Genomic DNA, 26,237 nt, shown 5'->3' with positions numbered 1-26,237 from the left:
ATTGTTTTGCTAGTGTGTTTCGTAGCCAATTTATTGAATGAGAGCTGAATTATGGATGGCAACAACATAAATCAACATCAAAGCTTTTTTGACCTGAGTAACTTAAATTCACTTAGGGAAGAAGCGTTGCAAGGCGATCCTGATAAAAAGGCATTGAAACAGGTTGCTGCGCAATTTGAATCAATCTTCACGCAAATGTTGTTTAAAAGTATGCGTAAAGCAAATGAAGCATTTGAAGATGAAGACAGTCCATTTAATGCAAGTAGTGTTAAGTTTTATCGTGATATGCATGATCAGCAGCTATCGATGGAGCTATCACAAAGTGGCGCATTAGGCCTTGCAGATATTATTGTTGAACAACTTTCGCCAACACCAGGGAAATACACACCAGCAAGTTTATTTGCGCCAAGTCAGATTGCACCTCAGGTTTCTAAGTCAAGTAGCGTGAAAGCTATCCCAGATGAAACGACTACAAGTTCGGCAAATACAAAGCCAATTGAAGGTGAGCAGTCATTTGTGTCAGAACTTTGGCAACATGCGAAACAAGCTGCTGAGAAAATTGGTTTAAGCCCTGCTGTTATGCTTGCGCAATCGGCATTAGAAACAGGGTGGGGCAAACATGTTATTACTAAAAGTGACGGGCAAAGCTCCAATAACTTTTTCAATATTAAAGCAGATAAATCATGGCAAGGTGATAAGGCTGCTAAAGCATCGCTTGAATTTGAAGATGGTGTTGCAGTTAAAAAACAGTCTAACTTCAGAGCCTATAACAGTATTGCAGAGAGCTTTGATGACTTTGTTAATTTCTTACAGCAGAACCCGCGTTACCAATCTGCATTAAAAACCACTGCCAACCCAACTGAATATCTTAGCGAGTTGCAAAAAGCGGGTTACGCAACCGACCCAAATTACGCAGATAAAATAATTAATGTACTAAACAGAAGTGAATTTCATGATGCGATTAAATCTGTCGCTGCTGGAATGAATGTAAAGGATATTATGAAAAGTTCGATAACAGGTTTAGGAGGCAGTAACTAATGTCTTTTAATCTACTTAATATTGCTAACTCTGGGGTTCGTGCTAGTTCAGAGCTGCTACAAACGACCAGTAAAAACATTACCAATGTTAATACTGAGGGATATGTTCGTGAACGCACCGAGCATAGAACATTGTTCGATAACCAAGTGGGTCTTGGACAGACGTTTCGTTTAGTAAATGATTTTGCTCAGCAGCAGTTAAATCGCGATGTTTCAAACCTTGCTTTCTTTAATCAGTTTGTTGATGAATCTGCGCGTGTAGATAGTTTGTTTGCTGAAGAATCTAATAGTTTATCGACTAGCATAAATTCACTTTTTAGTTCATTGCAAGAAAGTTTAAATCAACCATCATCAACCGTTAGCCGCAGTTTGTTTTTTAACGATGCGCAAGGTTACATTGATCAATTAGGTCGTTTATCGGGCATTGTGTTTGACCAAAAAACGATTGTGAATGATCAATTGGAAATTTATGCCGATGAAGCCAATGGCCTTATTTCTAAAATTAGTGAGTTAAACCTAGCTATTGCATCAGGCTCTTCTGGCCCTGATGGCAGTGCACTCAATAGCACGATTAACCAGCGCGACCTAGCGATTAAAGAGCTTGCAGAATATATTGATATCGAAACGCTTGATGGACCAAATGGTGAAAAATTAGTGTTTATGGGCACTGGTGAAGCTGTGGTGATGGAAAATGGTTCGTTTAATTTATTCTCTTTATCTGGTGATCCTGATCCAAACTTCAAAGATCTAAAATTAGATGTAGATTCAGGCAAAGCAATTCCGCTAGAGGTGAATACCAGTTTACTAAAAGGCAAAATAGGTGGTCTTTTAGCTTATCGCGAAGATATTTTGATCCCTTCACAAAATAAGTTAGGCCAGCTTAGTCTAGCAATGGCTGATGCATTTAATCAGCAAAATAGACTCGGTTTAGATGCAGACGGCGAGTTGGGTGGTGATTTATTTACTATTCCAACGGCAGGCGCTTATGCTTTTGCTGCAAATACCGGGACTGCTCAAGTGACTGGCACATTAGAGCCAGGCAAAGGCTCTGAGTTACCGGCATCCGATTTCCTAATTGAATATACTGCGGCAAATCAAATCACAGTTTCCGCATTAGATAAATATGGTGACCCTACAGGAACCCCAATTGTTGCCAATATTGTCGCCGGACAAGCGGATTCCTCGACTGCAGTTGGAGGAGAGTTGTTTGGCCTGCAAATTAATTTAACTGCGGGTGCAAATATTGGTGACCAATTTGAGTTGAAGTTAAATTCAGATGCTTCAACCAATATTCAACTAGCAACCACTCGTCCAGAAGATTTGGCTTTGGCTTCGCCAATACGTACTAGTAATAATATTAATAACCAAGGTACAGGTAGTATTTCGTCCAGTATTGTTACAGATACAAGTGCTGCGGGCTTTACCGCAGGCCCACCTCCATCGCTAACAAATGGCCCTATTACGATTACTAAAACGGGTAATCCAAATGAGTTTAATATTACGGATGGAACACCTGCAGTAACGACTACTGTGGTACTTACTCCACCTTACGATAATGTGCTAAATCAGGCTGGGGCACCTTATAACGCTTATGGTTTTGATTTTAATCTTGAGGGCGTTCCTAATGCTGGGGATACATTCACGGTTGAATTTAATACTAATGGTTTTGATGACAACCGTAATGGTTTAATGCTTGCAGGGTTACAAGATAAAGAATTGGTACGCGCTAATATTCAATCTTCACCGGGTGGTGACAATTTAACGAAGTTGAATGAAGCTTACGGCAATTTAATAACGGATGTAGGTATTAGGACATCTTCAGCAAAAACAAATCAAGTGGCTTTTGAAGCTTTAGCGAATCAATCGAATGCTTGGTATGAGTCAATTTCTGGTGTGAATTTAGATGAAGAAGCGGCAAACCTTTTAAGATTCCAACAATCTTATTCTGCTGCTGCTCAAATACTATCTACAGCCAGAACAGTTTTTGACACTATATTGAATGCAGCGAGGTAATTTAAATGCGTTTATCAAACAACATAATGTATCAAAATAACCTTGATAAAATTTTAGATAATCAGCAGAAAGTTGCTATTGCACAAGAGAAGGTCTCGACACAAACACGTATTTTAACACCTTCTGATGATCCTGCCGCTTCTGCGCAAGCATTATTATTTGGTGAGAGAATTGAAATAAATGACCAATTCCAGAAAAACAATAGTTATTTAACAAGTAAGCTTCAAACTGAAGAAAGTGTTTTACAGAATATTAAAACTTCTTTGCAGCGAGGTTATCAATTAACCATCCAAGCCGGTAATGGCGCTCTATCAGAGCAAGACAGAGAAACAATTGCTGAAGAAATGAAATCAATTCAAGCAACTCTATATGATTTAATGAATGCTAAATCGGAGGATGGCAAATTTATATTCTCAGGATTTCAAGATAGTAATCAAACATATGTTTTTAATGGTGCAACCGGTACTTATGATTATCAAGGTGACCAAGGTAATCATGAAATGCAGTTGGCGGTGGGTGTTACACTTCGTTCTAGCGATAATGGCGTAGATGCATTTGAAAATGTAGATGCGCGTTTAAATGTAAACACAAATACGCCAACGGTAGGAGGTAGTATTACAGGGGGCTCAGTTTTTGTGAAGGAACAAGCTCAATTTGATTCCTTTCATAAAGCAAATTATGACCCTCTTGTACCTGCAAATAATAACCTCCAAGTTACAGTCTCTGCAGGTGCACCTGATACATATGCGATAACTTTGGGTGGTACGCCTGTCGGTTCAGGAAGTTTTACTGGAGATACAATCAAGTTTCAGGGCATGGAAATCAGTTTGTCGGGGGGCGCACCGGGGACTGCTGATTTTACATTAGCAGCGCCTGAAAAGAAAAATATGCTGAATACTTTGGAAGAGCTTATTAATGGTCTAACGACTCCTGGTTTGTCAAACGATCAATATCATGAATATTTAGCAAATGGCATTACAGGTTTAACTAATGCTCAAAATCAAGTATCCATAACTCAAGCAAACTTAGGTGGACGTTTGAACGTTGCCGAACGACTTTTAAGCTCAACAGCCGATATTAATATTAATCATAAAGAATCCAAAGCAAATTTGATTGAGCTTGATATGGCTGCAGCAATATCAGAACTCACTAAAGAGGAAACTGCATTACAGGCTTCACAGGCAACTTTTGGCCGCTTAACACAGTTGTCACTATTCGATTACATACGATAAAATTTTGCCCCATAATATTTATTAAAGCGGTTATACCGCTTTTCTTTTGCTACTTATTATTAAATTTACTAAAAAGCTTTAAAGTATATAAACTAACTGTCGATATATTAGTTAGCCCTTCTTTTAATGTTTTTTAACTTTATGAAATTAAACAAAAAAAGTTAAAAAATAACCTAAAGGAAAATTTTTTCCGCCCGATAACAAAAATAACTTAGAGATATTGAACAAGACAAAACAGTCAAACCAATATCAGTTTATTTGAGATTTGAAAGTAAGTTATTTTACTTCGGGAGAATGAGTCATGGCACTTTATGTAAACACAAACGTAAGTTCATTAAACGCTCAACGTCAATTAATGAATTCAGGTACAGCGTTAGATCAATCTTTTCAGCGCTTATCATCAGGTCTTCGTATCAATAGTGCAGCAGATGATGCTGCTGGTCTTCAGATTTCTGACCGTCTGCAATCGCAAATCAACGGTCTAAATCAAGGTAACCGTAACGCAAACGATGGTATTTCACTTGCACAAACTGCTGAAGGTGCAATGGATGAGATTACTGGTATGTTTCAGCGTATCCGTACCCTAGCGCAACAAGCTGCAAATGGCTCAAACACAGATGAAGATCGTTTAGCTCTTCAAGAAGAGATTCGTCAGCTTTCTTCGGAAGTTAACCGTGTCGCAACTGATACTACATTTGGTGGTCAAAACTTACTAGATGGTAGCTATGAAGCAAGTTTTCAAGTTGGTGCTGATGCAGTTCAAACAATCGGCTTTTCGATGCAGAATGTAGGCGGTACTGCAGCTATTAACAGTTTAAGCGCTAACGGTGGTTTCACACTGTCGGGTATTGCTGGTGTTGCAAGTGCAGTAACAGGTCAACGTTTATCAACATTGGCAGAAGGTGCATCAGATATCGGTGGTGCAGCGCTGACTACAGATACATTTGCAGCATCTTTCATCGCAACGGCAATTAGTGTTTCTAGTCAAGTAAATGCACAAGTGACCCTAGCTGGTGTTGACTCTCTGATTGCAGTTGTTGACAAGAAGCGTGCAGAGCTAGGTGCGGTACAAAACCGTTTCCAATCTACAATTCGAAACCAGTCAAACATTGCTGAGAACTTAAGTGCGGCTAAATCACGTATTAAAGATGCTGATTTTGCAGCTGAAACTGCGGCGTTAACACGCAATCAGATTCTGCAACAAGCTAGCCAAACAATCTTGAGTCAAGCTAATCAGCGTCCTCAAGCAGCATTAAGCCTTCTAGGCTAATAATGAAAATGCCCTTGCCAAATGGGGTAATAGGCAAGGGCATTAAAAGGGATATTTAAAGCGGAGGCAACTGCTAAAATATCCAAACAAGTAAGTATAAGACACCATGCAGGTATCTCGTACTAAAATTAATTAAGCAAATATAGTACCAAGTATAAAACAAGTTTTTTGACATCGCTATATTTCACTCTTACTTTCACTATCTCTAAAAGGGGCCGCTTGGCCCCTTTTTTATTGATTGAAATTGTTCTTTGTTAACACTTGCAACTAAACCTTAAAAATGAGTTAAAGAATTTTTAGTTGATCTAGTATCGGAAAATAAATACTTAAAAATTGTTTAAAATGTTATTTCTTCATTGGCAATAATGATTTTCACCGGGGTAACAATTGCTTATTTTTTATAAATAGTAAGTGTTTATTAAGGTTTGAATAGTGAGTCCATTTGCATGCTATCGAAAAGTAATAAAATTTAAACTCCTTAACCTAATTAATGATCTTTGATGACTATAAAATAGTTTTTGGCACAATTATTGAATTCTACTCTATTGAACAAGATATGTAGGAAAAATTAGGTGTTAATTTGCCGCTTTTGAAATTGAGCTGGCAAGTATTTTCCTAAACCCTAATGGCATTGTTGCAAGTGGTGCGATAGTACTGCGTTTACCGGGTTACTCATATCTAACCATATAAAAAGAGATAGAGAGAGTAAGATTATGGCTTTATATGTAAATACAAATGTAAGCTCGCTAAATGCTCAGCGCCAACTAGATAAATCAGGTGGTGATCTGGATTCAGCCTTCAAACGTTTGTCTTCTGGATTAAGAATTAATAGTGCAGCTGATGATGCCGCAGGTCTTCAGATTTCCGATCGTCTTCAGTCACAAATTTTAGGTTTAAACCAAGGTAACCGAAATGCTAACGATGGTATTTCATTAGCGCAAACTGCAGAAGGCGCAATGGATGAAATGACAACCATGCTACAGCGTATGCGTGTACTTTCACAACAATCTGCTAATGGTTCAAACACAGATGAAGACCGATTAGCTCTTCAGGAAGAAATTCGTCAACTATCCGAAGAAATTAACCGAGTTGCAACAGATACAACATTTGGTGGTCGTAATCTACTAGACGGTAGCTATTCAGCTAGCTTTCAAATAGGTGCTGATGCAGTTCAAACTGTAGGTTTTAGTATGCAAAATGTTGGTGGCACAGCTGCTGTCAACAGTTTAAGTGCAAACGGTGGATTCACACTTTCTGGTATTGCAGGTATTGCAAGTGCCGTTACAGGGCAACGTTTGTCAACTCTCGCAGAAGGCGCATCAGATATCGCTGGAGCAGCATTAACTACAGATACCTTTGCTGCAGCATTTATAGCTACCGCAATTAGTGTATCAACACAAACAAATGCTCAAATTGTGATGGCTGGTGTAGACTCACTTATTGCCGTTGTTGACAAAAAACGTTCTGAATTAGGTGCGGTTCAAAACCGTTTCCAATCAACAATTCGCAACCAAGCGAATATTGCAGAAAATTTAAGTGCGGCTAAATCTCGAATTAAAGATGCTGATTTTGCGGCTGAAACAGCTGCATTAACACGCGCTCAAATCCTTCAGCAAGCAAGTCAAACAATTCTAGGTCAAGCAAACCAACGACCTCAAGCTGCATTAAGCCTGTTACAAGGGTAATTTGTAATAATTACTTAATCGTAAACAAGCCCCATTTTTGGGGCTTTTTTTATAACTAAAAAAAATTAAAAAAAACTCTAAAGCTTTTTCTAAAGATGTCGATAAGGCAGATAGAACACCTATATTAGGATTCTAATTTGGGCTTTCATGTTGAGTAGGGGTACTCACTTAGAAAGCACTATAGTTAATAAAGCGGAGGCAATTATGGCTTTATATGTAAATACAAATGTGAGCTCTTTAAATGCTCAAAGACAGTTAAGTCAGTCAGGTAATGCTCTAGACACTTCATTCCAACGTTTGTCATCTGGTTTACGTATCAATGGTGCGAAAGATGATGCGGCTGGTATGCAGATTTCTAATCGTCTAACTGGTCAAATTAATGGTTTGAACCAAGGTATTCGTAATGCGAATGACGGTATTTCTCTTGCGCAAACAGCAGAAGGCGCAATGGATGAAATTACAGGTATGTTCCAACGTATGAGAACACTAGCTCAACAGGCATCTAATGGTTCAAATACTGATGAAGACCGTTTAGCACTTCAGGAAGAAATTCGTCAGTTATCTGAAGAAGTTAACCGTGTGGCAGAGGATACAACCTTTGGTGGCCAAAATTTACTAGATGGCTCATATGACGCGAACTTCCAAATCGGTGCTGATGCAGTTCAGACTATTGGTTTTTCAATGCAAAATGTTGGTGGTACAGCTGCCATTAATAGTATTAGTGCTAATGGCGGTTTTACATTGTCTGGTATCGCAGGTGTTGCAAGTGCAGTTACTGGTCAGCGTCTGTCTACACTTGCTGAAGGTGCCTCTGATATTGGTGGTGCAGCATTAACAACAGACACCTTTGCAGCTGCTTTTATTGCCACTGCTATCAGTGTTTCTAGTCAAGTAAATGCTCAAGTTACGCTTGCAGGTATGGACTCATTGATTGCAGTTGTTGATAAAAAGCGTGCTGAGTTAGGTGCTGTTCAAAACCGTTTCCAATCATCAATTCGAAATCAAGCGAATGTTTCTGAAAACCTAGCAGCTGCGCGTTCACGAATCCGTGATACAGACTTTGCGGCGGAAACTGCAACATTGACTCGCAATCAGATCTTGCAACAAGCAAGTACATCAATTCTGAGTCAAGCTAATCAACGTCCTCAGGTAGCATTGTCTCTACTGGGTTAATTAGCAAGTTAATTCTGATTGCATAGGCTAATGCTGATGCAATCAGAATTAAGCTATACTTGTTAGAAGAGGAACCTGTTATGAATACAATTCCAGAAACAGTTTCAAGTGTGCTCGACATTAACAGCGCGCTTAAAAAGCAAGAGCTTTCACAATCAATTGGTATGAATCGTGCTAATGAAAGTGAAAATGTTTCAGATACAACATCTATTAAAAGAAATGATTCACAAAAAAACGATGAAAATTTTTTTGATGAAATTAGAGAGAATCTGAAAAAAATTAATGACTTTATTCCTGTAAGCTCAACAAATTTAATATTTGAATTTGATGAACTGGGAGAGCCGCCAGTGGTAAAAGTGATCGATAAGTCAAATGATGAAGTTATAAGAGAGATCCCGCCGCAAGAAATAAGGGATGTCGCTAAAGCTTTTGAAAGTTTGGCCGATAAATTAATTACTCAAACAGGAATTTTGTTTAACGATTCTGTTTAGGGTGTGCGAGTTAGTAGAGTGCTATTTTAGAGGTGAGTTATGGCAAGCATTACATCAGCAGGGGTTGGCTCTGGTTTAGATTTAGAAAGCATTATAAAAGCTTCAATTGATGCTGAGAATATACCAAAACTTCAAGCATTTGCTGCCAAAGAAGAGTCACTTCAAAAAGAACTAAGTTCAATTGATACTATTAGTTCAGCAATTTCTCAGCTTGAATCTACGATTGAAAAGCTTAGTGATATCGATAACTTCAATAAACGTACAGCATCAATAACTCAACCTTCTTCAGGCGAAATAATTAGCGTCTCAACCACAAAAGACTCGACTGCTGGAAAATTTGATATTGAAGTAGTCCAACTTGCTCAAGGCAGTAGAGCTGTGTCTGCAACAGGATATAGCAGCAGTACCGATGTAGTAACTGCGTCAGGTGGAACACTAAGTTTCAGTGCTGGCACTTCAAGTTTTGATGTAACTTTAGATGCAGGAGCAACACTTGAAGATGTTCGAAATGCAATTAATGATGAGAATACCAACTTTGGCGTTATTGCCAACATTATAAATACTGGTTCTGAATCTAAGCTAGTTTTGACTTCTACCAAAACAGGTCTTGGTAATGATTTAGTTGTGAGTAATGACATAGCAGAATTAGATGCTGTTTCTACAGTAGCAAATGGTGGTGGGGCTGGAGGGCTTGCAATTGCTGCTACAGACCAAGCTACAGATGCTATTATCAAAGTAGATGGAATAACAGTTACAAATGATTCGAATACATTTACTGATGCTGTTCAAGATATGACAATTACAGCAAAGCAAGTAAGTGAAAATAACGAAACAGCTCGAATTAATGTAGATTATGATAAAGCTGCTGTTAATACCTTAATTGACGAATTTATTGCCAATTACAATAACCTCATCGGAAATATAGGTTTTCAAACACGTATAGGCAATCCTTTAAATGGTGATGCTTCAATGCGTTCATTGGATAATCAATTAACAAGTATTCTTGGTACAAATCTAACTGGTGTTGAACCTTTTGGCACAATTTTTGATATAGGTTTAGGTATTGATAAAGAAGGTTACCTTGAAAAATCTACTTTAGTTAGAAGCGTCAATGATTCTTTAGATAATTATTATGACAAAGTTGGTGAAGCTTTTGCTGGTGAAAATGGTCTAGCAAAACAGTTTCAAGGACTTATTGATAATTACATAGATTCTAAAGGAATTATCAAGGAACGCTCTTCTTCTCTAAATCAACAATTAGATGATATGGAAGAAGACTTCTTGAATCATGAATATAGAATGGAGCAACTAGAGATTAGACTTAGGAAACAATATTCTTCTTTAGATGTACTACTCGCGGAAATGCAATCAACGCAGTCTTATTTGAGTGCGCAACTTGCAAGTTTGCCTGGTTTCACTTCAGCTAAAAAGTAGGGTAACAGAAAATGTATAATGCCAAAGTAAAAAATTACCAAAAAGAAGCACTTAAGACTCAAGTAGCTGGTGCGGATCGCTACGAACTAATACAAATGTTAATGGCAGGTGTGATAGAAAAACTCGTAATGGCAAAAGTATCTATTGAAAGGCAAAATTTAGAGGCCAAAGCTGAACACCTTTCTAAAGCAAGTGCAATAATAGAGGCACTTAGAGGTTGTCTTGATTTTGAGGTAGGAGGTGATGTGATGGAAAACCTATACGCTCTTTATAGTTACATGCTTGACCGTTTAATTGATGCGAGTATTAAGAATGATCCTGAAATAGTTGAAGAAGTATCTAATTTGATCAAAGAAATAAAATTAGGTTGGGATGCAATTCCTGTTGATGTAAGAGAGCAAACACTCAATGGAGAAGCGAGCGCAAGTGTCGGATAAAATTGAAGAAATTATCTCACAACTTTCTTTTGATATTGACACTGGTAATTACAGTGCTGCAATGAATAGTCTTGCTGTATTTAAACATGAATTTGCGATTGAAATTACGCAGCAAGGCTTGACTGAAAAGGATTATAAAGATTTGCTTTATCAATTTAATATATTTGAGCAGTTAGTTAGTAAAATGTCAGATAACAAAAAATCCTTAATTAAAGAAATTGCTCAATTTAAAAGTAACAACCTAAAAATAAATAAATACATTCAACATAAATAGTAGGCTCACATGTCTTCAATTGATCAGGAAATAAACCAACTAGCTTCCTCCATTGATAATGCTAAATCTCAACTTGAACGAGAATCGAACTTCGTAGAACAAGCAAATAAACGGTTCGAATCAAATATGCTTGCATTTAAAAAATATTTTCCTGATATATATGAGAAATTTGTACTTTATCAGCCCACAGAAAAATTCAATTTATTTGTTAACAACAATGGCACAGGTAATATTACAGACACCAAGTTAGATGTTCCTTTTTATTCAGAAAACCCAGTTTTACAGAGTAAAAAGCAGGTAGATGATGCTATTGCAACCCCTGAGGTTTGTCGTGTAGATCAGTCTGTGATTGAACATCTATCAAACGAAACTAATTTCCTTCACGTTGACTTATTAAAAAGTATTGGTGTTGTTTATAACAAAGCTAAAAGTGAGCTTCCGCCAAATACTATGCTTGATGATGTCATACCGAGCGTGATTATTTTTGGTGTTGGTCTTGGCTATCATTTAAATTATTTGAACGAGCAGGTAAGAGCTTCATATATTAATATTTTTGAACCCAATGAAGATTATTTTTTTGGTAGTTTATTTTGTTTTGATTGGGCTGGTTACTTAAACACAATTGATGAGCAAGGAAGTGCACTTTACATTGGTATAGGTGTGCCTGAAGAAGAGTTATATGAAGAATTATACCGAAGAGCTCAATATTTAGGGGCGTTTAGTATTTCAAACTCCTTCTTTTATCAACATTATCCTTCTCAGGAAGTGAATGAATTAATTGAAAAAATAAAAATAAACTTTCATCAATTTTTTATGGGATGGGGCTTTTTTGATGATGCTTTAATGAGTATTGCCCACACCTTAGAAAACACTCATAAAGACATTAATCTTTTGGTTCAGCATGATAAATTGCCCGCTGAAATTGAAAAATTTCCAATATTTATTGTTGCAAACGGACCATCACTGGATAAAGACATCGAAGTAATTCGAGCGATGAAAGAGCAGGTAGTTTTAGTGTCTTGTAATTCAGCGACAACAGCTTTACTTAAGCAAGGTATTATTCCTGATTTTCATGTTGCATTAGAAAGAACAAAGGCAACTGCTGATTTCCTCACTGCTTTTATTACACCAGAGCAGCGTCAGAAAATAGGACTTATTACTGTTAATGTTATGTATCCAGAAGTACCTGAACTTTTTGGCTGGTGTGGCGTTGGCTTTAAAGGGAATGAGCCTGGAACAAGTATTTATCACATTGCCGAATATATAAAAACACAGAAAATTACAACGACAGTAGGATACTGTAATCCTTTAGTTGGAAACACTGCATTAAGTTTTTTCGCGAGCAAAAAGTTCAAAGAAATTTATTTGTTTGGTGTTGATAATGGTTATGTAGATCCTAATCACCATCATTCTAAAGCAAGTTATTATTATAACGATAAAGGGTCTACTATTCATAGCCCTCTTAAAATGGGTAATGAGATGGTTGTAGACGGAAACTTTGGTAAAAAAGTTATTACAGACCATTTCATGTATACAGGCAAAGAGCAGATGGAACGCTTGCTAGAATCATTTAAAGGTACGCATCTAAATTGTTATAACTGTAGCGACGGAACTAAAATTGAAGGTGCTTTACCACTTCGTTCTTCTGATATTTTGCTCGATGAATCTACAGCCACAAAGCAAAACGTAATAAAGTTTATCAAAGAAGAGTGCTATAAGCCTTTTGATAAAAGCATAGATGCAAAAAAATATTTAGATTTCGATATTTTTGAGAGTATCTGCAACAGCATGGTCGAAATTTTAGAACAACCAATGACATCGCGCGAGCAAGCGTTGGAAAATTTATTGGCTAGCTTACGATTTTTATACTCTTTTAAACAAGAAGCGCGTTATGCTCATTTATATTTGATTTTAGAAGGTGAGTGTTTGTATACAAGTTCGATCCTGATAAGTGCACTTTATAATTTTGGCTCTTCAGAGCAAGCTTTACCTTATTACAAAGACGCATTAATACTTTGGATTGATTTCCTTAAGCAGGCGCCTGATTATTATCGTGAACGTTGGAATAAATTAAGCGATTATAGTTTTGATTACAGCAAACCCTCAGTTGAAAATGTTGGAGATTAGTACCGAGCGATTTGTTTTAAGACCGCTCACAGTTGCTGATGCAAGTGAGCGTTACCTAAGCTGGTTTGAAGATATCACAACTCAGCAATTTATTGCTCAACGTGCTGACTCAACTAAACAACTAAAAAATTATATTCTTGAAAAAGCGCAAGCTAAAAACTGTTTGTTCTTGGGTATATTTGCTGAAGATGTCCATATTGGCAATATAAAATATGAGCCGATTGACTTTGTTAAGCGTGAAGCAACTATGGGGATCTTAATTGGTGATCCTAAATGGCGTGGAAGGGGGGTAGCAGGTGAAGTGATTTCTGCAACGGCTCAATATTTAAGGCGAAAATTTGATATTAATTCCATTTTACTCGGAGTTGAATGTGAAAATATTGCTGCTATTAGTGCTTATAAAAAATTAGGGTTTGTGATCTATAAAGAAACTGACGATGGTTTATACATGCGTTTGATAGTTAGTTGATATTTTTTAGAAAATCAATAAGTTTATATTCTTGTATAGCTAGTCTTTTTTGTGTTCTTTTTTTCTTTTTTAGCTTTTTCATTAATGCAAACGTGGTTGTGACACGTTCCGTGAAGCCAAATCTACTTAACATACAATGGTCAAAGTGGTTTTCTCCTCGAGGGTGAAAAACTATGACATTTAAGTCTAATAAGTAGGCTTCAATTAGCATGGTTGAATGCATACCAATAATTATATCAAAATTTACTAATTGATTGTGTGACATGGTCTTATGGAATACTTTAAACCGCTTAGAATGCGTTTTAAGATATCCTGATTCTTTTGGGTGTATTTTTACGGTACATTTATACTTAGCATTTAAATGATTTAATACCTTTAAAGTACTTTTGAGAAGTATCTTTTCATCAAACCCATACAACACATCTTTTTGCGCTTTATCTAAATATTTTGAGATTGGTTCACTTATCAGCAATACTTGTAATTCTTTGGATTGTTTCTTTGGTCTATTAAGCTTTCTTATTTGAGCTAGATAAGGTTGTCCACATGCAACCAAAGTAGGCTGTTCTGAGACTTCTCGCTTAAATTCATAGAGTGCATTTTCATCTGGAAAAAGTATTTTATCTGGAAGTACCAGTTGATCTAGGTGTGTGAAGCGTAAAGTATAATTGTGCCATTGATCCACAAACGAAATAGTTTTAATTTTGAGAGACCTTGCGCTTTTTATAATAAATGGCTCAATCAAATTACCGCTACTTGTACCAAGTAAAATCAAATCAGGGCAAAAATTTTTTATATGGGTCAATACGTCTTCGTTACTTTCAACCGTTTTGAAATCCATGCAAGATTTTATTTTCTGCTCTTTTGAAAGCAATAAACTAATTTCGAAATTTGCCGATAATAAATGATAGAGCGATGTTATGATCTGAATGGCCCCTAGATCACAAACGAATACGAGTAATCGCTTTTTATTTGATGTCATTGTAAGTGAATTTTAACTTTCTATTTATGGTGTAAATATTGCAGATGATTTCAGTAAAAACAACGCATTGTGGAGTTTAAATTTTGTCACTTAAAGAAAATTCAGGCGCAAAACTTTGGCAACAAGCCAAGAAAATTATACCTGGCGGTAATCAATTACTCTCAAAACGTGCTGAAATGTTTTTGCCGGAGGCATGGCCCGCGTATTACAAAAAATCAAAAGGCTGTGAAGTATGGGATTTAGACAATAATCATTACTATGATTTTTCAATTATGGGTATTGGTACAAGTTCTTTAGGGTACTCACATGCCGAAGTGAATGAAGCAGTAATTAATGCTATTCAAGATGGCACTATGTCTAGTTTAAATTGCCCGGAAGAAGTTGAATTAGCTGAAAAATTAATTGCTTTACACCCTTGGGCAGGAGCGGCAAGGTTTACGAGAACGGGTGGTGAATCATGCGCTCTAGCAATACGCATTGCTAGAGCTTATGCAAAAAAAGATATGGTAGCGTTTTGTGGTTATCATGGGTGGCATGATTGGTATCTCGCTACAAATATTAATGATAAAGGAAACCTTGACGAACAATTACTTCCTGGCTTAAAACCCGCGGGTGTTCCGCAGCAGCTTGGTGGTTCAGTGTTACCATTTAAAGAAGGTGATATTGAAGGATTTAAAGAAATTCTTGCAAAACATAGTGATAAACTAGGTGTTGTAATGATGGAAGTATTTCGACATGGTGCTCCAAATCTGACTTTTATTAGAGAGATCCGTGCATTATGTGATCAACATAATATTGTGCTTATATTTGATGAGATTTCATCTGGATTTAGATTAAACACGGGCGCTTCTCATTTACTTTGGGATATCGAACCTGATATTTGTGTTCTTGGAAAAGCATTAGGAAATGGACACCCGATTGGTGCTGTTATTGGTAAACATGTTGTGATGGATGCTGCCCAGCAATCATTTATAAGTAGTTCTTATTGGACTGAACGAGTTGGGTTTGTGGCGGCTTTAAAAACCCTTGAAATTTTCGAATCTCAGAATGTTCCTGAACGATTGATGTCGATTGGGCAATATCTGAAATTAGGTCTTTCACAAGTAGCTGAAGAAACGGGGTTTGATTTAAAAATTATTGGCATTGATAGCGTGCCAATTTTTATTTTTCCTGGGGATAACCCCCTTGCAACAAAGACATTGTTCACTCAAGAAATGCTTAAACGTGGATATCTTGCTAGCAATGTAATTTACCTGTCCATTGCACATACAACTGAACTAATTGATAAGTATCTCGATACAGTAAAAGAAGTATTCACTATGATTAAGAATGCTATGGAACAAGGTATTGATTTGAAAACTCTTATTGAAAATGAAGTTTGTCATAGTGGCTTTCAAAGGTTGAATTAATGTCGGTCTTAGCATTTATTCAAGCGCGAATGGGCTCCTCCCGCTTACCTGGAAAAGTCATGAAGTGTCTAAATGGTAAACCGGTTATTATTCATATTGTAGAGCGATTAAAGTTGTGTCGTAAAATTGACGGTATTGTTGTTTTAACTTCAATAAATCCGGAAAACATCCCTCTAATTGATTGCCTTAAAGCATATGGAGTTGATGTTTTTGCTGGTGATGAAGAGAATGTACTAGAACGTTTCCAATCTGCACTAGCGCTTTATCCGGCTGATGTTATTGTGCGTATAACTGGTGATAGCCCCTTAGTTGACCCCTCAATTTGTGACCAACTTATAGACGCTTATTTTCATGAGAATGTTGATTACGCTTATTTGAGTGAGCGTTTTGCAGAAGGGGTTGATTGCGAAGTAATTAACGCACAAGAGTTGAAAAAACTCAATAGCAGCACTCTGAGACCATCAGAACAAGAGCATGTAACCCTTCACTTTTATGAAAATAATGATAAGAATTACCGCTGTTTAGAAATGAAAAACATACAGGATGACAGTCACTACCGCTATACACTGGATAGTAGTGAAGATTGGCAAGTGATTGAAGCCTTTTATCAAGCAAACCCTAATGTGAAAGAAATGGATTACCAATCGGTCAAATCATTTTTTGATAACCACCCCGAAATTAAATCAATAAATAAACACATTGAACGTAATGAAGGATTAGCAATTTCACTTTTGCAAGAATCTGAAATTGGAGAGCTAAGTGAATAAGTTAATAATTAATGACCGTATAATTGGTGAAGGTGAGCCGTGTTATATCATAGCTGAAATGTCCGCAAATCATGGAGGGAGTTTAGAGAAAGCTATTGAAATCCTTCATGCAGCAAAAGCGGCAGGCGCGGATGCTGTGAAGCTTCAAACGTACCGTGCTGAAACTATTACACTTAATTCAACTAAACCTGATTTTTGTTTACCTTCAGATAACCCTTGGCAGGAACATGTATCTCTGTACTCGCTGTATGAAAAAGCCTTTACACCTTGGCAATGGCATGAAACCTTATTTGCAGAAGCAAAAAAAATCGGGTTAGATATTTTCTCTTCCCCGTTTGATGCTAGTGCGGTTGATTTACTTGAATCGCTTGATGCGCCTGTCTATAAGATTGCTTCGCCAGAGATTACAGATATCCCATTATTGAAGAAGGTTGCCAGTACTGGCAAACCCATTATTCTATCTACCGGTATTGCTGAACTAAGTGATATTGAACTGGCTGTTCAAACTCTTAGGCAAAATGGCTGCGAGCAACTTGCTATTTTAAAGTGTACCACTGCTTACCCAACGCCATTTTCGGAATGTAATTTAGCGACTATCGTGGATTTACCTACACGCTTTAATTGTGTTTCTGGCTTGTCAGACCATACCCTAGGGTTAGTTTCACCAATTGCTAGCATTGCTTTAGGTGCCAAGATTATAGAAAAGCACTTTATTTTAGATAAATCAGATGATTCGGTAGACGCATTTTTTTCACTCGATGAAAAAGAGTTTAAACAATTGGTTGGTGCGGTTAGAGATGCTGAACAAGCTATTGGTTCAGTCAATTATTCGATAACCCAGTCTGCTCAGAAAAATATTCTCGCCAGACGTTCACTGTATTTTTGTCGAGATTTAAACGCTGGCGCTGTGATAACAGAAAATGATATTCAATCGGTACGGCCAGGGTTTGGCTTACATACCCAATACTATGATGATGTTCTAGGTAAAACCGTCGCCCGAGATGTTTCTCACGGTGATCGTGTTACCTTTGATACGGTAACGGGGTTGACGGAGAAGTAGAATGAAAGCATGCGTTGTTGTAGGTGGTGGGATCAGTGGCTTAACAGCTGCTATCTTATTAAAAAAGCATTTCGACTCAGTGTATTTGATAGAACAAAGTGATCAGCTAGGTGGCTTGTTATCGAGCGTATCCGATGAGCTTGGCAATAGCTATGATCAAGGTACACACATTCCTGAAAAGATAGGAGTAGCAGAAATAGATGAAATTCTATTTGACGAGCAGGACCTTAGTGACAATTGGCATGCTTTATCTCCTTTAGTCACAGGCAACTACTTTGCTGGTAGTTGGGATAACACGACGCAAACAATTGATGCCCGTAAGTTACCAGCTGCTTTGTACCAACAAGGGGTTGGTGAGTTTATGCAATTGGTAGATACTCCTGACTCAAGTAATATCGAAGCTTATTTGAAATCAACGCTAGGAACGACATTCTATCAGCATCTTGCTGAGCCAATAATTAAAAAACTATATGGTAGTGAGGTGGACTGCGCCTCCCTAGCACTGCGCACTGGGGTGAATTACTTTGGTGCCGGGCGAATAAAAGCATTTGATAAAGCGACAACTCAAGTGTTAAAAACACATCCAAGTTTTGATAGCAAACTTGGTTTTCATAGCGCAGCAGAATATGAAGCCTTATTAGCAGAGCAAGGTGTTTTATTACCCGAGTATTATTACCCAAAAGGGGAGCGTGGCGCAGAAGTATGGATTGATAAACTTGCTGCCAAAGCACAAACAGCTGGCGTTGAGATTTTCACCTCACAGCAAGTGGTTAAAATAAATAGTAAATCTGGGGCAATTACTAGTGTGCTGTTAAGTGGTGGGCAAGAGTTAGATTGCCAACTGGTGTATTGGAGTGCGCCGCCCATTTTTGCATTAAAAGCCGCACTATTAGACGTTGAAACTGCACCAATTAGCTTTAGAACGGCTAATTTATTGCATTATACATTTGATATAAAACCTAATAATGATATTGCACACTATTTATGGAATTGGGACGCGTGTTCGCCAATCTTTAGAATCACTCTGTACCATAATATCCGCAAGAATCAGCAATATCAGCTGACAGCTGAAATTTTGAGCAGTAAAGAAGAGGCACAAGAAATTAGCCTAGAGCAAGGTCTAAAAGATTTAAAAGCAATGGGGCTGATTGAAGAGAATGCGCAAGTATTATCGAGTTTAAAGCAGACTATACATAATACTTTTCCAGTACCAACTCATGATTTTGCAAAGTTGACGGATGCCCATTATCAACAATTAACTCAGCATTTTGATAATTTTATCTTATCAGGAAGGTTTAGTGGACGTTGTTGGTTACAAAATGATGTATTAAAGCTTGCATATCAAGAAATTAATGAGTTTCTCGCAAATGCATGATGTTGTAATTCACTGTAATGGAAACAAAAAATCAGGGCTTGGTCACTTCTCTCGATGTTTTAATATTGCTCTGGCTCTAAAAAAATGTCGAGTGTCAGTTACCTTTTGTGGACTTTACGATGATTTTGCAAATAACAAACTTGTTAATGCTGGGTTTTCATATTCGAGCGAATTAAATGTTATTTTTGGTCAGACGGTTTTATGTGATGACTATAATTTGGGTATAAACCATTTATTGGCAATTGATGCGGCTGGTGGCAAGCTCATCCTCATTGATGATTTTGATCAATATAATTATGACTTTATTAAATTAATTGTGAATTTTCGATATGGCGCCGCAAAGCTTTGTAAGGTGACTCCTCGCCATGCGCTAGATTTAACTTTCTTCCCTTTTTCTGAAGATTTGATATCGGTAAGAGATAAAACGCTTTCAAAGAATAATAAAGGCTCTATCTCGCATGTTATGGTTTTCATAGGGGCTCATGATAAGCACCAAATAGCAGCTCGACTTTTAGCTTTGCTCGATAATTTGTTGTTAGATAAACACATTATCTTGGTTGCTGCGAATAAGTTAGATTTTGAATTAAAGAATAATAACCTTGAACAATGGTCATTTGTTGACGATATAGCTCAGTTATATGATTGGGCTGATATTATTATTTCTGGTGGCGGTCTTACTAAATATGAGGCAGGGTTTTGTTTAAAACCAAATGCTGCTTTGTCCCAGACAAAAGAGCAGCAAGAGGACACCAACATGTTAGCTAAGGCTAACTTATGCTTTGATTTAGGTTTGGCTGAATCAATATCACAAGATGAATTAAGTGTGAAATTATCACAGTTTATTAATGACAGTGCTACTAAACAGTTAACGGCCCAAAAAAGTAACTTTGATAGAAACTCGATGAAGCATTTAACAAAAAAGATTCTAGAGGTCATACATGAGTGAATTTTTAACAAAACAAACGGAGTGGCAGCAACAAGCTGAGTCGTCAGATGACCTCAAACTTCAAGTTGGACGTCCGCAAAGTGATGAAAGTTGGCAACTTTTAGCTGTGGATGTTCAGGAAAAGCTAATGTTGCAACTTACAGATGACTTATTAGATGTTGGCTGTGGTAGTGGATTATTACTGTCCAAACTTGCAAGGAATTGCGCAAATATCAGTGGTATTGATTATGCTCAGGCGATGGTAGATAAGGCACAGATATTACTTCCCAATGCTAATTTCTATTGTGGTGAAGCAAAAACTCTACCCTTTACAAGTGACTCATTTGATAAATTGCTAAGCTATAGTATTTTCCACTATTTTCCTGACCGAGAATATGCGCTTTCAGTGGTTAAAGAAATGATCAGAGTTGTAAAGCCAGGTGGTATTATCCTGATTGGCGATGTACTGGATTCTAGCTATGAAAATGAAATTAAAAGTAATAGCGACTTGGCATATGAACAGAAAATACCCTACATCCATCGTTACTCTCAATGGCAATTCTATGACCTTGCTCTTTTACAAAGTGAACTTTCAGATTTAGTCTGCAAATTTGAGGTCTTAACACAACCCAGTGAATTTACTCTATCAGGTTATCGGAAGGATATTAGATTGTGGCTTTAGCACTAGTGGAGCAAAAACTTGCACAACTATGCCAGCGGGAAAACGCAGTTTTAACTCGTTCTGGTAGTATGGCAATTATTGCCGCATTACATAGTGCAAAATTGCCACCTGGCAGCAAAGTAATTATCCCAGCAAGTATGTGTCCAATTGTTTTATTTGCAATTCAAATAGCTGGCTTTGATGTCAAAATTGCTGATGTGTCTTTGACGTCTTTGTCGATGGAAGTGGAGCAAATTAGTGCTGTTTATGATAACTCTGTAAGTGCAATTATTGCTGTACATGGATATGGACGATGTTGTGGTATAGAGGCGATAGAAAGGTTTGCTAAAGATCGAAATATCGCACTGATTGAAGATGCTTGCTTGGCTTATGGAAGCAGTGTCAACGGGAGAGCCGTTGGTAGTTTTGGTGATTATTCTGTAGTAAGTTTTGGCTACGATAAGCCGATAAATTTAGGTTATGGTGGTGCTGTATTGGTAAATGAAGCAGAAAAGCAAAATGCGTTACTAGCCTTCCTAAATAATAATGAAATAAGTGTATTTAACAATTGCGATTTAGCCGAAAAGCTGGTTATGGAAATGGAGTATTTACCTAAATACGTTGAGCAAAGGCTGAAAAATGTTAAATATTTAACACAAAATATCACTAACAAAGGTTTCGTAAAATTGCCTTATCAACAAGAATATGCATATTGGCGTTATCCATTATTATGTAATCAAAGAGGTGAATTTCTTAGCTTTGCAAAGCAACAAGGGGTGCTTTTTACAACGCATTATAAAAGCCTGAGTGAACTACAAACTTCGACTCAGTGCCCCAATGCTGAGCAAATAGGAAACAAAATAATAAATCTATTTGTGCGTCCACAAACACCTCAACAACAGCTCGAAAAAATGGTGAGTTGTATCAATGAATTTCAAACGTCATGAAAGATTTAAAAGATTATTATCAACAGTTATTTAGAATGCATGGCGCAACTCACAATGCTGTGCAGCATGTTTCTAAGCATTCTCAAGAGGTGCGATTTGCTCTATTTCAAAAGCTTATCGACAATGACGATGATATTATTGATTTAGGCTGTGGATTAGGAGACATGTTGCCATACATGAGAAAAAATGGCTTTAAAGGTAATTATTTGGGGTGTGACTTTGTACCTGAATTTATATCGTTCGCTAAAAAGAGTTACTCCAATGATAGCAAAGCATCATTCATCGAATTTGATATATATAATGATTCGCTACCAAACAATTATAATCATGTATTAATAAGTGGGATTTTTAATAATCTCATGGACGATAATCTTTCGTTTATCAAAAAAACGCTATTAAAAAGTTATGAAGCTTGTTCGAGTTCAGTAATTTTTAATGCATTATCTGATTATGTAGAATATCAGGATAGTGAATTGTTTTATGTATCGCCCCTATTACTGTTTGATTACTGTAAACGCTCTTTGTCTCCTTATATTTCTCTCACACATGATTATGTAACAAAAGAGGGAGGGTTTCCCTATGAATTTACCATGCAAATCAGTAAATCTTCTAAAGAGTTCAATAAATGATTATCAGTGTAATGCAGCCAACTTATCTGCCATGGTTAGGTTATTTTGATTTAATTGATAGCGCAGATAAATTTGTTTTTCTTGATAATGTAAAACTTGAAAAAAGTGATTGGCACGTTAGAAATCGTATTAAATCTGCAAGTGGTGAGCTAATGCTAACTTGCCCTGTTGCGACACCTAATGGACGTTTGTCAGCACAAATCAATACAACTGAATTTGCAAGTGGCCACCCATGGCGTAAAAAACACTTAAAAAGTATTGAAGCTTGTTACCGAAAGGCGCCTTTTTTTGAACAATTATACCCGTTATTAAAACATTATTTTGAAGCGTCTTATTCTTATCGGTTAGGTCAATTCAATATTGGTCTTATAATCTTATTAGCAGACTACATTGGGATAGAAAGTGATTTTTACATTGCTTCTGAGTTACCAAGTATGTCTGGCGTAAAAGATGGCAAATTAGTCAGTATCTGTGAATATTTACAAGGAGATACATATTTTTCGCCACTTGGTGCTAAAGCTTATATTGAGTCAACCACCCCCGGAGGTGAACTTGCTAAGAACGATATTAATGTTCTTTATCAAAACTTTAAGCATCCAGAATATACTCAACTTTTTGGTGGTTTTATTTCGCATTTAGCGGTGGTTGATAGTTTATTTAATGTTGGCCCAGAGAAAACCTTGTTATTAATTCGTAAAGGGCACCAATCACCAATTAAATACTCAGAACTTTAGTTGCGGGTTATTTGTAGTAAAATTAGATCTTCTATAGCTTCCATAGGCTAGGGTTGATATATTGCTCATCATCGCATCTAAATTCATGCCAAGGGTAATCTGGCAGCTGTGTGTTTAGTAAGGAAATGAGTTGTTTTAAGTGAGCTAATTCGTTAATGCCAACTATTACTTTGTCAATTTGCGGCAGTTGAGCCACAAAATTTAAAGCAATAGCTGCTTTGTTAAGATTAAATTTCGTCGATACTGCCTCAAGTTTATCAAATAAATAGGAAATATTGTGAAAGTAATCTGGGCGCTCTTTCATCAGCAAAAGGCCTTGTAGAAAAACCGAACGTACATGCACTTCTATACCTTTCTCTTTTAATTTATTGAGGGTGCCAGAGCTAATAAAGCGCTGATCAAATAGGTTTAAAGGTATTTGAATAAGGTCAATATCGAATTTATCAATAATATTTTTAGTTTGGATAGGGTTATAGACTGAAACACCAATTTTTTTTATTTTCCCCTGTTGTTTTTTTGATTGAAGCCAGTCGTATAAAAAGGGTAACCTGACTATATCATCAGCAGAATGAAGTAAATAGCCATAGATTTGTTCTAATTTTAAATGCTCGAGGCTGTGCTTGAGAGAGTATTCAGCTAACTCTTTTACTTCTAACGAAGTGGTAGAAGTTGGAAATGGTGGGAGTTTAGATACTATTTCAAAATTATTAATACCGCACTTTCCTAATACACGTTCAGAATCTCCATATGCAGCTGCAGTATCAAGTAACTCTAAATTGTGATTTCGAGCATATTTAAGAATTCGTTTTACTTCATCTAAACTTGTTTTCCCTTGGTGGTTGCTTATACCGTAATCAACGCCAAATTGCACCGTGCCTAGTGCCAATTTCATAGTAATGCTCTAAGTGTGGTCGTTATATAATTTATATCCTTCTCAGTTAAATTTGGGTGAAGAGGCAAGGTAACTGCTTTTGTATAATACTCTTCTGCATTAGGGTAATCGCCTTTATTGAATCCCAAATTTTTATAAAATGGCTGTAAGTGAATCGGGATGTAATGAACATGAGCAAAGATGTCTTTTTTTCGAAGGCTTTCAACTATAGCTTTCCTTTTTTTTGCATCGTCTAATTGCACTACATATAGATGATAAGACGAATAGCACTCTGGTTTTAACGTTAAATGTGTAACACCATCGGGTAAATATTCACCGTAGAGAGAAACTAGTTTGTTACGCGCCTCGACAAATTGGTCTAGGCGTGACACTTGGCTAAGCCCAAGAGCAGCTTGTATATCAGTAATGCGGTAGTTGAATCCCAGTGATTGCTGTTCGTAATACCATGGTCCTTGATCAATATCATGGAGTTCATTTTTAACGTTAGTGATGCCATGGCTTCGCAGCTTTTTTAAGATCTCAGCCAGTTTTTTATTTTGAGTAGTGAGCATACCACCTTCGGCACTTGTAATAATTTTGACCGGATGAAAACTGAAAACACAAATATCACTGTAAAGGCAGTTGCCAACAGGTGAGTTTTGATATTTTGCACCAATAGCGTGGGACGCATCTTCGATGATTTTAAACTGGTATTTTTTTGCTAATTTTGCAATTTCAGCCATTTCACATGACTGACCAGCAAAATGCACGGGTATGACGACTTTGGGAAGAGCATTATTTTTTTGGGCTTCTTCTAATTTCATCCTAAGTAACGCAACTGACATATTGCCAGTTTCAACATCAATATCAACGAAATCAACTTTTGCACCACAATAAAGAGCACAATTACTGCTAGCGACAAACGAGTTAGGCGATGTCCAAACACTATCATTTTTACCAACACCAAGTGCTAAACAGGCAATGTGAAGGGCTGATGTGGCACTATTTACGGCAACAGCAAATTTAGCTTGGCAATATTTTGCAATAGCGTTTTCAAAAGCAGGGATTGCGGGGCCTTGAGTAAGAAAATCAGATTTTAGGACTTCAATAACGGCATTGATATCATCCTGATTGATATCTTGTTTACCATATGGAATCACTTAAGCGCCTCAATATTGAAGTTGGCAATTTGCTCAATAGACATGTAGTCGGCATTATCAAGTGAGTTGTATTCGAAACCAGGTTCTACTGCTTTGCCTTTTTCTCCAATCGCATTTATCGTAAAGTCATTACTTCTACTACTGAATTTTATACCTGGGGCAATTACAAAATGGTCATCATATTCAAATGTGTCATAGCATAAGTCAGCTGGGCACATTACCTCGTGCAGTTTTTCACCTGGGCGAATACCGATTATTTTGAGCGGTAAATTGGGCGCCATCGCTTTTGCTAAATCAGTAATTTTGATTGATGGTATTTTAGGTACAAAAATTTCACCACCTAACATTCTTTCAAAATTCTTTAAAACAAAATCAACGCCCTGTTGTAGGCTAATCCAAAAGCGAGTCATATTTTCATGGGTAATTGGAATATGATCTTTACCTTCGTCTATAAACTTTTGGAAAACAGGCACAACTGAGCCTCGTGAACAAACAACATTGCCATAGCGCACAACTGAGAATGTTGTTTTATGGCCACCTGCAATATTATTGGCTGCGACAAATAGTTTATCGGATGCGAGCTTGGTAGCTCCGTATAGATTTATTGGGTTAGCAGCTTTATCTGTTGAGAGAGCAATCACTTTTTCAACATCATTGTTAAGTGCTGCATCTATCACATTTTCTGCGCCATTAATATTTGTTTTTATACACTCCATCGGATTGTATTCAGCTGCAGGAACTTGCTTTAAAGCTGCTGCATGAATAACAAAATCGACGCCTCGCATTGCTCGGTTTAAGCGCTCTTTGTCTCGCACATCGCCGATAAAATAGCGCATACAGTCTTGATTAAACTCTTGTTGCATTTCGAATTGTTTTAATTCGTCGCGAGAAAACACAATAATTTTTTTAGGGTTATAACGTGATAACAATGTTTTGACATATTTTTTGCCAAAAGATCCTGTCCCACCTGTTATTAAAATAGTTTTATTGTCGAACATAGTGTTTCCCATTGAATTTGCAAAACTACACAAAGATTAATAGTTCTTTCATTACTTTAGCTTAATAAGCACTAAATATG

The 26,237-nt window shown here is 37.0% G+C and carries 25 protein-coding genes; 21 read left to right on the top strand and 4 right to left on the bottom strand.

Annotated elements, in window-relative coordinates; all coding sequences use genetic code 11:
• Window positions 1-51 precede the first annotated feature (51 nt).
• The 12 genes from flgJ to ON073_RS06860 all read left to right on the top strand — a co-directional run bounded on the left by flgJ (window position 52) and on the right by ON073_RS06860 (window position 13,642).
• Complete coding sequence (gene flgJ, locus ON073_RS06915) at window positions 52-1,038, top strand: flagellar assembly peptidoglycan hydrolase FlgJ (RefSeq protein ID WP_274761139.1); 987 nt, start codon at window positions 52-54, stop codon at window positions 1,036-1,038.
• Entirely contained in the window at window positions 1,038-3,050 is a 2,013-nt protein-coding gene (locus tag ON073_RS06910; protein WP_274761138.1) for a FlgK family flagellar hook-associated protein, read from the top strand. Before flgJ ends, ON073_RS06910 begins: the two co-directional genes overlap by 1 nt.
• Before the next feature lie 5 nt (window positions 3,051-3,055).
• Window positions 3,056-4,282 carry a flagellar hook-associated protein FlgL gene (gene flgL, locus ON073_RS06905; protein ID WP_274761137.1) on the top strand — a complete coding sequence of 409 codons (1,227 nt, stop codon included), beginning with the start codon at window positions 3,056-3,058 and terminating at the stop codon, window positions 4,280-4,282.
• 301 nt (window positions 4,283-4,583) lie between these two features.
• Complete coding sequence (locus tag ON073_RS06900; RefSeq protein ID WP_274761136.1) at window positions 4,584-5,552, top strand: flagellin N-terminal helical domain-containing protein; 969 nt, start codon at window positions 4,584-4,586, stop codon at window positions 5,550-5,552.
• A gap of 713 nt (window positions 5,553-6,265) precedes the next feature.
• A complete protein-coding gene (locus ON073_RS06895) occupies window positions 6,266-7,237 on the top strand; it encodes a flagellin N-terminal helical domain-containing protein (RefSeq protein ID WP_274761135.1) in 972 nt (323 codons plus the stop codon).
• Between the two features lie 204 nt (window positions 7,238-7,441).
• Window positions 7,442-8,410 (top strand): flagellin N-terminal helical domain-containing protein, encoded by a 969-nt coding sequence (locus ON073_RS06890; RefSeq protein ID WP_274761134.1) that lies wholly within the window; start codon window positions 7,442-7,444, stop codon window positions 8,408-8,410.
• 80 nt (window positions 8,411-8,490) lie between these two features.
• Window positions 8,491-8,901 carry a flagellar protein FlaG gene (locus ON073_RS06885; RefSeq protein ID WP_274761133.1) on the top strand — a complete coding sequence of 137 codons (411 nt, stop codon included), beginning with the start codon at window positions 8,491-8,493 and terminating at the stop codon, window positions 8,899-8,901.
• Between the two features lie 39 nt (window positions 8,902-8,940).
• The gene (fliD, locus tag ON073_RS06880; RefSeq protein ID WP_274761132.1) at window positions 8,941-10,335 is read left to right on the top strand and encodes a flagellar filament capping protein FliD; all 1,395 of its coding nucleotides are present in this window, start codon (window positions 8,941-8,943) and stop codon (window positions 10,333-10,335) included.
• A gap of 11 nt (window positions 10,336-10,346) precedes the next feature.
• On the top strand, window positions 10,347-10,772 hold the full coding sequence (gene fliS / locus ON073_RS06875; protein ID WP_274761131.1) for a flagellar export chaperone FliS: 426 nt from the start codon (window positions 10,347-10,349) through the stop codon (window positions 10,770-10,772).
• On the top strand, window positions 10,762-11,046 hold the full coding sequence (locus ON073_RS06870; RefSeq protein ID WP_274761130.1) for a hypothetical protein: 285 nt from the start codon (window positions 10,762-10,764) through the stop codon (window positions 11,044-11,046). The genes fliS and ON073_RS06870 overlap by 11 nt, the downstream gene beginning before the upstream one ends.
• 9 nt (window positions 11,047-11,055) lie before the next feature.
• A complete protein-coding gene (locus ON073_RS06865; RefSeq protein ID WP_274761129.1) occupies window positions 11,056-13,173 on the top strand; it encodes a motility associated factor glycosyltransferase family protein in 2,118 nt (705 codons plus the stop codon).
• On the top strand, window positions 13,160-13,642 hold the full coding sequence (locus tag ON073_RS06860; RefSeq protein ID WP_274761127.1) for a GNAT family N-acetyltransferase: 483 nt from the start codon (window positions 13,160-13,162) through the stop codon (window positions 13,640-13,642). Before ON073_RS06865 ends, ON073_RS06860 begins: the two co-directional genes overlap by 14 nt.
• Here the strand turns inward: ON073_RS06860 and ON073_RS06855 are convergent.
• Window positions 13,635-14,621: a hypothetical protein gene (locus ON073_RS06855; RefSeq protein WP_274761126.1), complete on the bottom strand. Its 987-nt coding sequence runs from the start codon at window positions 14,619-14,621 to the stop codon at window positions 13,635-13,637. The genes ON073_RS06860 and ON073_RS06855 overlap by 8 nt on opposite strands.
• A gap of 83 nt (window positions 14,622-14,704) precedes the next feature.
• Between ON073_RS06855 and ON073_RS06850 the strand changes: the two genes are divergently transcribed.
• From ON073_RS06850 to ON073_RS06810, 9 genes are read left to right on the top strand one after another with little or no spacing between them, the layout of a single operon-like run.
• Window positions 14,705-16,030 (top strand): aminotransferase class III-fold pyridoxal phosphate-dependent enzyme, encoded by a 1,326-nt coding sequence (locus tag ON073_RS06850; RefSeq protein ID WP_274761125.1) that lies wholly within the window; start codon window positions 14,705-14,707, stop codon window positions 16,028-16,030.
• On the top strand, window positions 16,030-16,797 hold the full coding sequence (locus ON073_RS06845) for a glycosyltransferase family protein (protein ID WP_274761124.1): 768 nt from the start codon (window positions 16,030-16,032) through the stop codon (window positions 16,795-16,797). The genes ON073_RS06850 and ON073_RS06845 overlap by 1 nt, the downstream gene beginning before the upstream one ends.
• Window positions 16,790-17,857 carry a pseudaminic acid synthase gene (gene pseI / locus ON073_RS06840; RefSeq protein ID WP_274761123.1) on the top strand — a complete coding sequence of 356 codons (1,068 nt, stop codon included), beginning with the start codon at window positions 16,790-16,792 and terminating at the stop codon, window positions 17,855-17,857. Before ON073_RS06845 ends, pseI begins: the two co-directional genes overlap by 8 nt.
• Window position 17,858: 1 nt before the next feature.
• Window positions 17,859-19,232 carry an NAD(P)-binding protein gene (locus ON073_RS06835; RefSeq protein ID WP_274761122.1) on the top strand — a complete coding sequence of 458 codons (1,374 nt, stop codon included), beginning with the start codon at window positions 17,859-17,861 and terminating at the stop codon, window positions 19,230-19,232.
• The gene (locus ON073_RS06830) at window positions 19,210-20,178 is read left to right on the top strand and encodes a glycosyl transferase (protein WP_274761121.1); all 969 of its coding nucleotides are present in this window, start codon (window positions 19,210-19,212) and stop codon (window positions 20,176-20,178) included. The genes ON073_RS06835 and ON073_RS06830 overlap by 23 nt, the downstream gene beginning before the upstream one ends.
• A complete protein-coding gene (locus ON073_RS06825; protein ID WP_274761120.1) occupies window positions 20,171-20,839 on the top strand; it encodes a class I SAM-dependent methyltransferase in 669 nt (222 codons plus the stop codon). The genes ON073_RS06830 and ON073_RS06825 overlap by 8 nt, the downstream gene beginning before the upstream one ends.
• Window positions 20,840-20,844: 5 nt before the next feature.
• Window positions 20,845-21,765, top strand: coding sequence for a DegT/DnrJ/EryC1/StrS family aminotransferase (locus ON073_RS06820; RefSeq protein WP_274761119.1), 921 nt, complete (start codon window positions 20,845-20,847; stop codon window positions 21,763-21,765).
• Window positions 21,762-22,394 carry a class I SAM-dependent methyltransferase gene (locus ON073_RS06815; RefSeq protein WP_274761118.1) on the top strand — a complete coding sequence of 211 codons (633 nt, stop codon included), beginning with the start codon at window positions 21,762-21,764 and terminating at the stop codon, window positions 22,392-22,394. Before ON073_RS06820 ends, ON073_RS06815 begins: the two co-directional genes overlap by 4 nt.
• The gene (locus tag ON073_RS06810) at window positions 22,391-23,128 is read left to right on the top strand and encodes a WbqC family protein (protein ID WP_274761117.1); all 738 of its coding nucleotides are present in this window, start codon (window positions 22,391-22,393) and stop codon (window positions 23,126-23,128) included. The genes ON073_RS06815 and ON073_RS06810 overlap by 4 nt, the downstream gene beginning before the upstream one ends.
• Before the next feature lie 31 nt (window positions 23,129-23,159).
• Here the strand turns inward: ON073_RS06810 and ON073_RS06805 are convergent, their stop codons facing one another.
• Genes ON073_RS06805 through pseB form a run of 3 tightly spaced genes read right to left on the bottom strand, consistent with a single transcriptional unit; the run spans window position 23,160 to window position 26,157 of the window.
• The gene (locus tag ON073_RS06805) at window positions 23,160-24,020 is read right to left on the bottom strand and encodes an aldo/keto reductase (protein ID WP_274761116.1); all 861 of its coding nucleotides are present in this window, start codon (window positions 24,018-24,020) and stop codon (window positions 23,160-23,162) included.
• On the bottom strand, window positions 24,017-25,159 hold the full coding sequence (pseC, locus tag ON073_RS06800) for a UDP-4-amino-4,6-dideoxy-N-acetyl-beta-L-altrosamine transaminase (protein WP_274761115.1): 1,143 nt from the start codon (window positions 25,157-25,159) through the stop codon (window positions 24,017-24,019). The genes ON073_RS06805 and pseC overlap by 4 nt, the downstream gene beginning before the upstream one ends.
• Window positions 25,156-26,157, bottom strand: coding sequence for a UDP-N-acetylglucosamine 4,6-dehydratase (inverting) (gene pseB, locus ON073_RS06795; protein ID WP_274761114.1), 1,002 nt, complete (start codon window positions 26,155-26,157; stop codon window positions 25,156-25,158). The genes pseC and pseB overlap by 4 nt, the downstream gene beginning before the upstream one ends.
• Window positions 26,158-26,237: the final 80 nt, after the last annotated feature.

It is taken from the genome of Pseudoalteromonas sp. G4, from assembly GCF_028875915.1.
Classification (GTDB): Bacteria; Pseudomonadota; Gammaproteobacteria; order Enterobacterales; family Alteromonadaceae; genus Pseudoalteromonas.
This window is presented reverse-complemented; position numbering and strand designations above follow the sequence as displayed.